Genomic DNA, 12,527 nt, shown 5'->3' with positions numbered 1-12,527 from the left:
GGACGGCGCACCCTGACTAACCTGACCGCATGACTGCCACACCGCGCAGGCGACTCGTGCTCGCCTCCCAGTCCCCCGCCCGGCTGGCCCTGCTCCGGCAGGCCGGTCTCGCCCCCGAGGTGATCGTGAGCGGTGTCGACGAGGACGCCGTCACCGCCCCCACCCCGGCGGAGCTCGCCCTCGCCCTGGCCGAGGCCAAGGCGAGCGTCGTGGCGGCGAAGCCGGAGGTGCAGGGCGCCCTGGTGATCGGCTGCGACTCGGTGCTGGAGCTGGACGGGCAGGCGCTCGGCAAGCCGGCCGACGCCGAGGAGGCCACCGCCCGCTGGAAGAGCATGCGCGGGCGGGCCGGTGTCCTCCAGACGGGTCACTGCGTGTGGGACACGGAGGCGAAGCGGTACGTGTCGGCGACCGCCTCCACCGTCGTCCGGTTCGGCGAGCCCAGCGACGAGGAGATCGCCGCCTACGTGGCCTCCGGTGAGCCGCTGCACGTCGCCGGCGCGTTCACCCTGGACGGCCGTTCGGCGCCGTTCATCGAGGGCATCGACGGCGACCACGGCAACGTGATCGGCATCAGCCTGCCCCTGATCCGCAAGCTCCTCGCGGAACTGGGTGTCGGCATCACGGAGTTGTGGGCGCCGGAGCGGTGATCCGGGCGGGGACGGTGTCCTGCGGCTCCTCGTCCCCGTCCTGCGGCTCGTCCCCACGGCGCGCCGGCGCACCCGCGCCGGCGGGCGCCGCGCCCGGCTCGGCGCCCGGCTCGGGCTTCGCCGCCGGGTCGCCGCCCTGCCCCGGCACACCGCCGCCGGGTGTCCCGCCGTCCACGCCACCCACACGGTCGTACGTCACCAGGAGCAGCACGATCAGCGCGAGGACGACCATCATGAACAGGAACGCCGTCCAGCCGGCCGGGCCCCAGACGAAGGCGCCGAGGAGGCCGTGCACGACGGCCGCGCTGATCAGCAGGACACGGCCGAGGCCGGCCGGGGCGCGGTCGCGTACCGCCACGAGCACGGCCACCAGCGCGCACGCCACGAAGTAGAGGCCGAAGACCAGTCCAGCAATCTTCGAGGTCCTCGACATAACGTCGGGGTCGAGGCCGGCCAGGGACATGCCCTGCCGGTCCACCACCATCCCGAGGAACCAGTTCAGCGCGGCGATGAAGACGGCCTCCCCGAGGAGGACGACCGCCACGACCCATGCCACCGGTCTACGCACCACCGGCCCCACCCACTCTCACACCGACAGCCTGTTACCCCAGGTACGTTCGGGACAGCGCGAACGCTACTAACGGGTAAACCGGGGGACAAGGGTTCGGGCGCCGGCAAAGAATCATTGGGCCATTCGTAGGGACTCGACAAAGAAACAGAGTGGGCCGCAGCACGCACTCACAGAGACCTTGGCCACATGGCAGGGCTAGGGTTTTCCGAAGGAGTCCTGCGTACCGTGGTGCGACATGGGCTTTGGCGGGTCGAGCGAGCCTCGTATCACGCTCCGTGTGGGCAAGCTCACCACTGGGGACGGGTCGAAGTGCCGTGTCGGCAGTCCCTAAACTCGGCTTGTTTCAAGGAGGGAGCCTCAATCGTGCGCAAGGTGCTCATCGCCAACCGTGGCGAAATCGCTGTCCGCGTGGCCCGGGCCTGCCGGGACGCCGGGATCGCGAGCGTGGCCGTCTACGCCGACCCGGACCGGGACGCTCTGCATGTCCGCGCCGCGGATGAGGCGTTCGCCCTGGGCGGTGACACCCCGGCGACCAGTTACCTGGTCATCGACAAGATCCTCAACGCCGCGCGCGAGTCCGGCGCGGACGCTGTCCATCCGGGGTACGGCTTCCTCTCGGAGAACGCCGAATTCGCCCAGGCGGTGCTGGACGCGGGCCTGATCTGGATCGGCCCGCCCCCGCAGGCCATCCGCGACCTGGGCGACAAGGTCGCCGCCCGGCACATCGCCCAGCGCGCCGGCGCCCCCCTGGTCGCCGGCACCCCCGACCCCGTCTCCGGCGCCGACGAGGTCGTGGCCTTCGCCCGGGAGCACGGCCTGCCGATCGCGATCAAGGCCGCCTTCGGCGGCGGCGGACGCGGTCTGAAGGTCGCCCGGACGCTGGAGGAGGTCCCGGAGCTGTACGAGTCGGCGGTGCGTGAGGCGGTGGCCGCCTTCGGCCGCGGCGAGTGCTTCGTCGAGCGCTACCTGGACCGCCCCCGGCACGTGGAGACCCAGTGCCTGGCCGACAAGCACGGCAACGTGGTCGTCGTCTCCACCCGTGACTGCTCCCTGCAGCGCCGCCACCAGAAGCTGGTGGAGGAGGCTCCGGCGCCGTTCCTGTCCGAGGAGCAGGTCGCCGAGCTGTACCGGGCCTCGAAGGCGATCCTGAAGGAGGCCGGCTACGAGGGCGCCGGCACCTGCGAGTTCCTCGTCGGCCAGGACGGCACGATCTCCTTCCTGGAGGTCAACACCCGCCTGCAGGTCGAGCACCCGGTGACCGAGGAGGTCGCCGGCATCGACCTGGTCCGCGAGATGTTCCGCATCGCCGACGGCGAGGAGCTGGGGTACGGCGACCCGGTGCTGCGCGGTCACTCGTTCGAGTTCCGGATCAACGGCGAGGACCCGGGCCGCAACTTCCTCCCGGCCCCCGGCACGGTCACCCGGTTCGACCCGCCGTCCGGTCCCGGCGTCCGTCTGGACGCGGGCGTGGAGTCCGGCTCGGTCATCGGCCCGGCGTGGGACTCCCTGCTGGCCAAGCTGATCGTGACGGGCCGGACCCGCAAGGAGGCCCTGGAGCGGGCCGCCCGCGCGCTGGACGAGTTCCAGGTCGAGGGCATGGCGACGGCGATCCCCTTCCACCGCGTGGTGGTGCGGGACGCGGCGTTCGCTCCGGAGCTGACCGGCTCCGCCGACCCCTTCAAGGTCCACACCCGCTGGATCGAGACGGAGTTCGTCAACGAGATCAAGCCGTTCGCCGCACCGGCCGACGCCGAGGCGGAGGAGGAGCTGGGCCGCGAGACGGTCGTCGTCGAGGTCGGCGGCAAGCGCCTGGAGGTCTCGCTGCCGTCCTCGCTCGGCATGTCGCTGGCCCGCACGGGCCTCGCGGCCGGTGCCAAGCCGAAGCGCCGCGCGGCGAAGAAGTCCGGCCCCGTCGCCTCCGGCGACACCCTCGCCTCCCCGATGCAGGGCACGATCGTGAAGATCGCGGTCGAGGAGGGCCAGGAGGTCCAGGAGGGCGACCTGATCGTCGTCCTGGAGGCCATGAAGATGGAACAGCCCCTGAACGCCCACAAGGCGGGCACCATCAAGGGCCTGGCCGCCGAGGTCGGCGCGTCCATCACCTCGGGCGCCGCGATCTGCGAGATCAAGGACTGACGGCACGCCGCACAGTGACGCCCGGTGGACCGGCCTCGGCCGGTCTGCCGGGCGTTCCGCTTCCCGCGCGGGGGACACGCTGCCCCGCAGCCCTACGGCGGCATCGTGTCGACGAACGGTCGCGCACCTCCGGCCCCGACGTCTACGCGGCCGGCGACGTGGCGTCCTTCCCGCCGGCCCTGTCCGGCACCCGGCTGCGGGTGGAGCACTGGGCGGACGCCCTGAACGGCGGTCCGGCGGCGGCCCGCGCGGTGCTCGGCCAGGACGTCACCCACGACGGCGACCGGGCACCCGCGTCCTCAGCGCCGCCGCAGATCAGCGACCCGCCCCCGCTCGGGCCCGGTCGGCTCTCCCAGCCCCGCCCCCGAGCGGAGCGCCATGCCCCTCCTCGGCCCCGGGAGCGGAGCGCGACGCGCCGGGGCCTGCTCACCCCCCGGAGACGCTCCGTTCGCCCCCGCCACGGCGATCTGCACGCCCTGGTCGGCGAGCGCCTGCAACTCCGTGGCCGCGCGGTCGTCGTGGGCGGGCGGCTCGTCGGTGACCAGCCGGGTGATGAGGTCCGTCGGCACCGTCTGGAACATCGTGTCCGTGCCGAGCTTGGTGTGGTCGGCGAGGACCACGACCTCCGCGGCGGCCTGGACGAGGGCGCGGTCGACGGATGCCGAGAGCATGTTGGAGGTGGACAGGCCCCGTTCGGCCGTCAGGCCGCTTCCGGAGAGGAAGGCCTTCGACACCCGCAGGCCCTGGAGGGACTGCTCGGCGCCGGAGCCGACGAGGGCGTAGTTGGAGCCGCGCAGGGTGCCTCCGGTCATCACGACCTCCACCCGGTTGGCATGGGCGAGCGCCTGGGCCACCAGCAGGGAGTTGGTGACGACCGTGAGGCCCGGCACACGCGCGAGGCGGCGGGCCAGCTCCTGCGTGGTCGTACCGGCTCCCACCACGATCGCCTCGCCTTCTTCGACGAGGCCCGCGGCGAGGTCGGCGATGGCCGTCTTCTCGGCGGTCGCGAGATGAGACTTCTGCGGAAAGCCGGACTCCCGCGTGAACCCGCCCGGCAGTACCGCACCGCCGTGCCGGCGGTCGAGGAGTCCTTCGGCCTCCAGTGCACGCACGTCCCGCCGTACGGTCACTTCGGAGGTCTGGACGACGCGGGCGAGCTCACGGAGCGACACGGCACCGTTCGCTCGCACCATTTCGAGGATCAATTGGCGACGTTCAGCAGCGAACACGAAACTGACAGTAACCCCAGCGACCGTCTGGTTTCAGCAGTTTGCGCCGAATAACAGAAGTTGTTCGCATGGTGGGGCGGGAAGTGGTATAGGACCCGCCCGCCCCGACTATGCCGTCCGCACTCGCCACAACTCCCCGTGACCAGCGGGAAGTCGGCCGGCCCCGTCAGCCCTCCGCGCTCGCCTTGCGCGTGTGCAGCTGCCGGGCGACTTCCGCGATCGACCCCGAAAGGGAGGGGTACACCGTGAACGCGTTCGCGATCTGTTCGACCGTCAGATTGTTGTCGACGGCGATCGAGATGGGGTGGATCAGTTCCGAGGCGCGCGGGGCCACCACCACACCGCCGACCACGATCCCGGTGCCCGGCCGGCAGAAGATCTTCACGAAGCCGTCCCGGATGCCCTGCATCTTGGCGCGCGGGTTGCGCAGCAGCGGGAGCTTCACGACCCGGGCGTCGATCTTGCCCCCGTCCACGTCGGCCTGCGTGTAGCCGACGGTGGCGATCTCGGGGTCGGTGAAGACGTTGGAGGAGACCGTCTTCAGGTTGAGCGGGGCCACCGCGTCGCCGAGGAAGTGGTACATGGCGATGCGGCCCTGCATGGCGGCGACGGACGCGAGGGCGAAGACACCGGTCACGTCACCGGCGGCGTAGACGCCCGGCGCGGTCGTGCGGGAGACCTTGTCGGTCCAGATGTGGCCCGACTCGCGCAGCTTGACGCCGGCCTCCTCCAGGCCGAGGCCCGCGCTGTTCGGGATGGCGCCGACGGCCATCAGGCAGTGGGAGCCGGTGATGACCCGGCCGTCGGCCAGCGTCACCTCGACCCGGTCGCCGACGCGCTTGGCGGACTGCGCGCGGGAGCGGGCCATGACGTTCATGCCCCGGCGCCGGAAGACGTCCTCCAGCACGGCGGCGGCGTCCGGGTCCTCGCCGGGCAGCACGCGGTCGCGGGAGGACACGAGGGTCACCTTCGACCCGAGCGCCTGGTAGGCGCCGGCGAACTCGGCACCGGTCACGCCGGAGCCGACCACGATCAGCTCTTCCGGCAGCTCGGTGAGGTCGTAGACCTGGGTCCAGTTGAGGATGCGCTCGCCGTCGGGCTGGGCGTCGGGCAGCTCGCGCGGGTGGCCGCCGGTGGCGATGAGGACGGCGTCGGCGGTGAGGCTCTCCTCGGTGCCGTCGGCGGCGGTGACGACGACCTTGCGGGAGCCGTCCAGGGCCTGCATGCCGTCGAGCCGGCCGCGCCCGCGCATGACCCGGGCGCCGGCGCGCGTCACGGAGGCGGTGATGTCGTGGGACTGGGCGAGCGCGAGCCGCTTCACCCGGCGGTTGACCTTGCCGAGGTCCACGCCGACGACCCGGGCGGCCTGCTCCAGCGGCGGGGTGTCGTCGGCGACGATGATTCCCAGCTCCTCGTAGGAGGAGTCGAAGGTGGTCATCACCTCGGCCGTAGCGATAAGGGTCTTCGACGGCACGCAGTCGGTCAGCACCGACGCTCCGCCCAGACCGTCGCAGTCGACGACGGTCACCTCCGCGCCGAGCTGGGCGGCCACCAGGGCCGCCTCGTATCCGCCGGGTCCGCCACCGATGATCACGATCCGAGTCACGTACTCCATTGTCCCGCACGCCTCAAGGTGCTACTGCCCGGGGGCGCCACCGGGTCGCTCCCGGGACACCGGAGGCGCGGGAGGCGTCTGCCGTACCCTCTCCCCATGTCGCTCTATGCCGCGTACGCCGGCAACCTCGACGCGCGCCTGATGTCCCGCCGCGCCCCGCACTCCCCGCTGCGCGCCACCGGCTGGCTGAACGGCTGGCGGCTGACCTTCGGCGGCGAGCAGCTGGGCTGGGAGGGCGCGCTGGCGACGCTCGTCGAGGACCCGCTGGCCGCGGTCTTCGTCGGTCTGTACGACATCGCGCCCATGGACGAGGAGTCGCTCGACCGGTGGGAGGGCGTGGGCCTCGGCATCTACCGCCGGGTACGCGTGCGCGTGCACACGCTGGACGGTGAGGAGCCGGCCTGGGCGTACGTCCTCGACGGTTACGAGGGCGGTCTGCCGTCGGCGCGCTACCTGGGCGAGATCGCCGACGCGGCGGAATCGGCGGGGGCCCCGCACGACTATGTGATGGAACTCCGCAAGCGCCCCTGCTGAGCCTGCGCCCCCCGCCCCACCTCGCTGTTCGCCGCCGTTTGTGGAAACCGACAAGGCAACGCGTACAAACCCGTGGGCTCTGTCATCTACGCGCGTAGGCGAAGACCGGTTACCCTCATCGGCGTGAACGCATCTCTTACTCCGGACGACATCAAGGGCGACCCCTACGCCGCCGCCGACGCCGCCGCCGCGCGCCTGCGCGCCCTCACCGGCGCCGAGACCCACGACGTCGCCCTCGTGATGGGCTCCGGCTGGGCTCCGGCCGTCGACGCCCTGGGCGCACCCGACGCCGAGTTCCAGGTCACCGAGCTGCCCGGCTTCCCGCCGCCGGCCGTCGAGGGGCACGGCGGCAAGATCCGCTCGTACTCCTTCGGTGACAAGCGCGCCCTGGTCTTCCTGGGCCGCACGCACTACTACGAGGGCCGCGGCGTCGCCGCCGTCGCCCACGGCGTGCGTACGGCCGTGGCCGCGGGCTGCAAGACGATCGTGCTGACCAACGGCTGCGGCGGCCTGCGCGAGGGCATGCGCCCCGGCCAGCCGGTCCTGATCAGCGACCACATCAACCTCACGGCGACCTCCCCGATCGTCGGCGCCAACTTCGTCGACCTGACGGACCTGTACTCGCCGCGCCTGCGCGCCCTGTGCAAGGAGATCGACCCCACGCTGGAGGAGGGCGTCTACGCCCAGTTCCCCGGCCCGCACTACGAGACCCCGGCCGAGATCCGCATGGCCCGCGTCATCGGCGCGGACCTCGTCGGCATGTCCACGGTCCTCGAAGCCATCGCGGCCCGCGAGGCTGGCGCCGAGGTCCTCGGCATCTCCCTGGTCACCAACCTCGCCGCGGGCATGACCGGCGAGCCCCTTAACCACGAGGAGGTCCTCCAGGCCGGCCGCGACTCGGCGGCGCGGATGGGGCAGCTGCTCGGCCAGGTGCTGGGCAAGCTGTAGGAGACGACGGCCGGAACGGCACGAGCGGGCCGCCGGTCCGCGCCGGCGGTGGAACGATCCCGCCCGTTCGCTCCGCGGCCGACCGAGCCGGTCGGCGGGTGGGCGAACGGGTGTCCGGGGGCAGAGCCCCCGGTGGACGAGGCAAACACGGAGAGGTTGATCCCAAGGTGCACGACGATCTCATGGCCCGGGCCACGGCATGGCTCGCCGAGGACCCGGACACGGAGACCCGTGACGAACTCGCCAAGCTGATCGAGGCCGGCGACACGAACGAACTGTCGTCCCGCTTCTCCGGCACACTCCAGTTCGGCACCGCCGGCCTGCGCGGCGAGCTGGGCGCCGGCCCGATGCGCATGAACCGCAGCGTCGTCATCCGCGCCGCCGCCGGCCTCGCCGCGTACCTGAAGGGCAGGGGCCGGGCCGGGGGGCTCGTCGTCATCGGCTACGACGCCCGCCACAAGTCCGCCGACTTCGCCCGGGACACCGCCGCGGTGATGACCGGTGCCGGCCTGCGCGCGGCCGTCCTCCCCCGCCCCCTGCCCACCCCCGTCCTGGCCTTCGCCATACGGCACCTCGGCGCGGTCGCGGGCGTGGAGGTCACCGCCAGCCACAACCCGCCCCGCGACAACGGTTACAAGGTCTACCTCGGCGACGGCTCCCAGATCGTGCCGCCCGCCGACGCGGAGATCGCCGCCGAGATCGACGCGATCGCCTCCCTGCACGACGTGCCCCGCCCGGAGAGCGGCTGGGAGATCCTGGACGAGTCGGTGCTGGACGCCTACCTCGCCCGCACGGACGCCGTCCTGGACCCCGCCTCCCCGCGCACCGCCCGCACGGTCTACACGGCGATGCACGGCGTAGGCAAGGACGTCCTGCTGGCCGCGTTCGCCCGCGCCGGCTTCCCCGAGCCGGTGCTGGTCGCCGAGCAGGCCGACCCGGACCCGGACTTCCCGACGGTCGCGTTCCCGAACCCGGAGGAGCCGGGCGCGATGGACCTGGCCTTCGCCCGGGCCCGCGCCACCGAACCGGACCTGATCATCGCCAACGACCCCGACGCCGACCGCTGTGCCGTGGCCGTGAAGGACGGCGCGGACTGGCGCATGCTCCGTGGTGACGAGGTCGGCGCCCTGCTCGCCGCCCACCTGGTCCGCCGCGGCGCCCGGGGCACCTTCGCCGAGTCGATCGTCTCCTCCTCCCTGCTCGGCCGGATCGCCGACAAGGCGGGCCTGCCGTACGAGGAGACGCTGACCGGCTTCAAGTGGATCGCCCGCGTCGACGGCCTGCGCTACGGCTACGAGGAGGCCCTCGGCTACTGCGTGGACCCGGAGGGCGTGCGCGACAAGGACGGCATCACCGCCGCGCTGCTGATCACCGAGCTGGCGTCCGGGCTGAAGGAGGAGGGCCGTACCCTCCTCGACCTGCTCGACGACCTCGCCGTGGAGCACGGTCTGCACGCCACGGACCAGCTGTCGGTGCGCGTGCAGGACCTCTCCCTGATCGCGGACGCGATGCGCCGGCTGCGCGAGCAGCCGCCGACCGAGCTGGCCGGGCTGCCGATCGTCCGGGCCGAGGACCTGACCCGGGGCACGGACAGGCTGCCGCCCACGGACGGCCTGCGCTACACGCTGGACGGCGCCCGGGTCATCGTCCGCCCCAGCGGCACCGAGCCGAAGCTGAAGTGCTACCTGGAGGTCGTCGTACCGGTCTCCGCGCACGACGCGCTCCCGGCCGCCCGCACCCGCGCGACCGAGCTGCTGACGGCCGTCAAGCGCGACCTGTCGGCGGCTGCGGGCATCTGACCGGCGGGCATCTGCCGGCAGGCATCCCGGAGCGGGCGGGTCCCGCAGGGCGCCGGGCCCTGCCGCCCGTCCTCGGACGGGAACGGCAGGGCCACCGGCCGGCGACCGACAGCGCCGGCCGCCGAGGGCCCCGCGGCGGTCCGCTCGCAAGGGCGCAACCAGGCGTTCCCGCACTGGTCCGCGTCACCGGCGCCTCCCGCGCCACCGGCGAGCTGTGGCCGCTGCGCGAGCCGCCCGCCGCCCGCGCACACCCACGCCGCCCCGACACGAAGCGCCGACCGTCCGCTCACAAGGGCGCGACCCGCACTCCCGCCACCTGGACTCCACGCGCAGGGACCCGACCCGCGTTCCGCCCGGACACGCCGTCGGGGCTCAGGACAGGAACAGCAGGGCGGCCGCCCAGGCGACCGCCGTCACCAGCGCCAGGGGCCACAGCGGCCGGCCCCGCTGACCGCGGCCGGCCGACACGGAGGGACGCAGCGACGGGTCGCGCCACAGGGCGGTGATCTCCCCGGCGGTCCGCTCGTACGGGTGCAGGAGCCCGAACCTGCGCTCCAGCCACGGCCAGCGGGGCGCGTGCGCCGACCAGCCGGCGAAGGAGGCCCGCCGGCTCTCCAGCCTCAGCTCGGTGCCGGTGCAGTCGACGGACCTGATCTCGTCCCAGGGCAGCAGCCGGGGTCCGCGCAGTCCGCCCAGCCACAGTCCCTCCCGGTCGGCCGTGATCCGCCAGGCGACCGAGTGGGGCAGCCAGAGCGCGCCGACGCATCCGGCGAGAGCACCGATGGCGTATCTCCAGCCTCCGGTGTCGCCCCAGAAGACGACGCCGGCCCACAACACCACCAGCAGCGCGCCGAGCCGGTCCGGCAGCCCCGCCCGCCACTGCCGTATCCCCGCGGGGGCACCACCCCCCGTCTCCGGCTCCCGCCCTCCGGCGAGGGCATCCCCGGCCGCCCGGCGCAGCTCGGCGTGGGAGGCATCCCGGGCCGCCCGGCGCTTCTCCGCGGCCGACAGCCGCCGTACGGTCGCCTCGGACAGCGGTCGCACGGGTCCCGACGACCGTTCCACGACCGGCGGCCCGTCCACCGCGTCGGCGGCCGTGACCAGCAGGATCTCCGCGCCGTCGCAGGGCACGCCGTAGAGCAGGGCCTCCCGCAGCGGCCCCGGTCCCTCCCGGTCCAGCCGCGCCAGGAAGTCGTCCAGCTCCTCCTCGCCGTCCCCTTCCCTCTTCTCCTTCTCCCCGGTTACTCCGAGGACGTTCCCGGCGGCCTCGGTGACGGCGACCCGGAAGAGAGGGCGCAGCGCGGCCGTGTCGTCGGCGGCGAACACCTCGGTGTCGCCGTCGGCGCCCTCGCGCGCGAGCACCCGCAGCACGGGTGCCGGTGCCGCGCGCAGGGCGGCGGCCCGGCGACGGCCCAGCAGCCCGGAGACCAGCGTGGTCAGGCCCTGGCCCGCGACCAGCCAGGCGAGCGCCGGCAGCACCCGCGCCGCCTCGGACGGGTCGGACGGAGGGGCCGGGACGACGACGACGGCGCCGACCCCGAGGGCGAGCAGGACGCCTCCACACACGATGAGGAACCGGCCGCGGGGCAGGGGGCGTCCGGTGTCCGGCAGCGGCGCGGCGCTGCCGGCGGCCGCGTCCCGGGCCCGGTCCCGTTGCCGGCGCCGGGCCACCAGCCGGGGCACGGCAGCCGCCCAGGCCAGGGCCAGGAGGGTCACGGCAACCGCGGTCTCCGGCCCGCTGGTCCCGGGCCGCAGGACGGCCAGCAGCACCGCGACCACGGGCGCGGACACCGGGACGATCTCCGGGCGCGCGTACAGCCACAGCGCGTGCAGCGCCGGAAGCGCAGCCGCCCACGGCTGCCATCCGGCGGGCAGCGCCAGCAGCGCCGTGGCCGTCACGGCGGCGCACAGGGCGGTCAGCAGCTGCCGGCTCCGGCAGGGCAGGGGCACCGGGCGGGACGGCAGCGCGTCGAGCCAGCGACGGGCGTGCTCACCGCTCCAGGAGGGGCAGCCGTCGGGCACCACCACGGCGGGCAGCGGCAGGGGCGGCGGCGGTCCGGGGGTCGTACTCATCGCATTCCAGACACTCGACAGCGGCGAGGGGTCGACCACGACCCTCGGCCCGACAACACAAGCGGACGCCCCCGCGAAGGGCCCACTCCCCGACGGCCCTCACCCCGAGAGCCCCCGCGGACGATCCGCCCGCTCCCGGCGGACACCGGCCCGAGAGCACCCGAGAGCCCCCGCGAACACCCCCCGCTCCCCACCGGACCCCACCCCGGAAGCACTCGCGGACACCCCGTCCGCTCCCCCGACGGACCTCAGCCCAGAGCCACCAGAATCAGCAGCAGAACGGCGCCCGCCACCGCGGGGGCCATCACCTCGTAGGCCCAGCGCACGCTGACCTCGCCCTGGGCCGACTCGGCCTCCTCCCGGCGTTCCAGGAGTTCCCGCAGGTCGTCCACGACCTGGTCGGTCTGCGCGCGGGTCGGCCCGGTGTCGGGGCCGCGCAGGCTGAAGCCGCCGAGGCCGAGGACGCCGGGGCCGAGGCCGCCGCCCCGGCTGCCCGGTGTCACGCCCCTGGCCTCGTCCGCCTCCGCCCGCTGCTGCCGGCGCGCCGCCTTGCTGCGGGCGCGCAGCGAGACGGGGACGGCCCACAGCTGGTACTTGGTGCCGGACTTGGCGACGACCTCGTTGGAGTAGCCGGAGCGCAGGGAGGCGATCTCGCCCCAGGGCAGGGTGATCACCCGCAGCGGGTTGCGGACGCGCAGCCGGTCCTCGTTCGCGAAGACCGCCGGGCGGAGCGTGAAGGCGATGACCACCGGCACGATCAGGATGAGCCCGGCCAGCGCCAGCCACGGGGTCCGGCCGTGGCCCTTGACCAGGGCGTCGAAGCCCAGCCAGAGGACGACCAGAAGCAGCAGTACGCCGCCCGCGAGGCCCAGGGGCGAGCGGTAGATCCGGTCCGTGGTGGCGGACGCCGGGGGCGGTGACGCGGGTGACGGGTGATCCGGGGTGGTCATGGCCCCGATTCTGCACGACAGGGCC

10 protein-coding genes are annotated in these 12,527 nt (G+C 73.7%); 5 read left to right on the top strand and 5 right to left on the bottom strand.

Features of this window, described 5'->3' with window-relative positions:
* Positions 1–29 precede the first annotated feature (29 nt).
* Complete coding sequence (locus ACZ7N4_RS09250; RefSeq protein WP_471355546.1) at positions 30–647, top strand: Maf family protein; 618 nt, start codon at positions 30–32, stop codon at positions 645–647.
* Here the strand turns inward: ACZ7N4_RS09250 and ACZ7N4_RS09245 are convergent.
* A complete protein-coding gene (locus ACZ7N4_RS09245; protein WP_471355543.1) occupies positions 619–1,203 on the bottom strand; it encodes a hypothetical protein in 585 nt (194 codons plus the stop codon). The two genes, ACZ7N4_RS09250 and ACZ7N4_RS09245, sit on opposite strands and share 29 nt — an antisense overlap.
* Positions 1,204–1,581: 378 nt before the next feature.
* Here ACZ7N4_RS09245 and ACZ7N4_RS09240 point away from each other — a divergent pair, with 378 nt between their 5' ends.
* Positions 1,582–3,354: an acetyl/propionyl/methylcrotonyl-CoA carboxylase subunit alpha gene (locus ACZ7N4_RS09240; protein WP_471355540.1), complete on the top strand. Its 1,773-nt coding sequence runs from the start codon at positions 1,582–1,584 to the stop codon at positions 3,352–3,354.
* A gap of 299 nt (positions 3,355–3,653) precedes the next feature.
* Here ACZ7N4_RS09240 and ACZ7N4_RS09235 read toward each other — a convergent pair whose 3' ends face one another.
* Together ACZ7N4_RS09235 and ACZ7N4_RS09230 are read right to left on the bottom strand one after the other, a co-directional pair.
* Positions 3,654–4,583, bottom strand: coding sequence for a DeoR/GlpR family DNA-binding transcription regulator (locus tag ACZ7N4_RS09235; RefSeq protein WP_471355538.1), 930 nt, complete (start codon positions 4,581–4,583; stop codon positions 3,654–3,656).
* Between the two features lie 166 nt (positions 4,584–4,749).
* The gene (locus ACZ7N4_RS09230) at positions 4,750–6,198 is read right to left on the bottom strand and encodes an NAD(P)H-quinone dehydrogenase (protein WP_471355535.1); all 1,449 of its coding nucleotides are present in this window, start codon (positions 6,196–6,198) and stop codon (positions 4,750–4,752) included.
* 96 nt (positions 6,199–6,294) lie between these two features.
* Here ACZ7N4_RS09230 and ACZ7N4_RS09225 point away from each other — a divergent pair, with 96 nt between their 5' ends.
* The 3 genes from ACZ7N4_RS09225 to ACZ7N4_RS09215 all read left to right on the top strand — a co-directional run bounded on the left by ACZ7N4_RS09225 (position 6,295) and on the right by ACZ7N4_RS09215 (position 9,479).
* A complete protein-coding gene (locus tag ACZ7N4_RS09225; protein ID WP_471355532.1) occupies positions 6,295–6,732 on the top strand; it encodes a gamma-glutamylcyclotransferase family protein in 438 nt (145 codons plus the stop codon).
* 123 nt (positions 6,733–6,855) lie between these two features.
* Positions 6,856–7,680, top strand: coding sequence for a purine-nucleoside phosphorylase (locus ACZ7N4_RS09220; RefSeq protein ID WP_467926844.1), 825 nt, complete (start codon positions 6,856–6,858; stop codon positions 7,678–7,680).
* Positions 7,681–7,847: 167 nt separating this feature from the next.
* Positions 7,848–9,479 carry a phospho-sugar mutase gene (locus ACZ7N4_RS09215; protein ID WP_471355528.1) on the top strand — a complete coding sequence of 544 codons (1,632 nt, stop codon included), beginning with the start codon at positions 7,848–7,850 and terminating at the stop codon, positions 9,477–9,479.
* Positions 9,480–9,851: 372 nt separating this feature from the next.
* On the opposite strand, the gene ACZ7N4_RS09210 is transcribed toward ACZ7N4_RS09215, so the two are convergent.
* Both ACZ7N4_RS09210 and ACZ7N4_RS09205 read right to left on the bottom strand, forming a co-directional pair.
* Positions 9,852–11,552, bottom strand: coding sequence for a hypothetical protein (locus ACZ7N4_RS09210; protein ID WP_471355526.1), 1,701 nt, complete (start codon positions 11,550–11,552; stop codon positions 9,852–9,854).
* A 248-nt stretch (positions 11,553–11,800) separates the two neighbouring features.
* Positions 11,801–12,502: a PH domain-containing protein gene (locus ACZ7N4_RS09205; RefSeq protein WP_471355523.1), complete on the bottom strand. Its 702-nt coding sequence runs from the start codon at positions 12,500–12,502 to the stop codon at positions 11,801–11,803.
* Positions 12,503–12,527 lie beyond the last annotated feature (25 nt).

This window comes from Streptomyces sp. NPDC107654, from assembly GCF_055639035.1.
This window is presented reverse-complemented; position numbering and strand designations above follow the sequence as displayed.

What these genes read in the sequence shown, in the direction of transcription:
- ACZ7N4_RS09250 (WP_471355546.1), top strand. Translation starts at nt 30, where the DNA reads ATGACTGCCACACCGCGCAGGCGACTCGTGCTCGCCTCCCAGTCCCCC.
- ACZ7N4_RS09230 (WP_471355535.1), bottom strand. Translation starts at nt 6,198, where the DNA reads ATGGAGTACGTGACTCGGATCGTGATCATCGGTGGCGGACCCGGCGGA.
- ACZ7N4_RS09225 (WP_471355532.1), top strand. Translation starts at nt 6,295, where the DNA reads ATGTCGCTCTATGCCGCGTACGCCGGCAACCTCGACGCGCGCCTGATG.
- ACZ7N4_RS09210 (WP_471355526.1), bottom strand. Translation starts at nt 11,552, where the DNA reads ATGAGTACGACCCCCGGACCGCCGCCGCCCCTGCCGCTGCCCGCCGTG.
- ACZ7N4_RS09205 (WP_471355523.1), bottom strand. Translation starts at nt 12,502, where the DNA reads ATGACCACCCCGGATCACCCGTCACCCGCGTCACCGCCCCCGGCGTCC.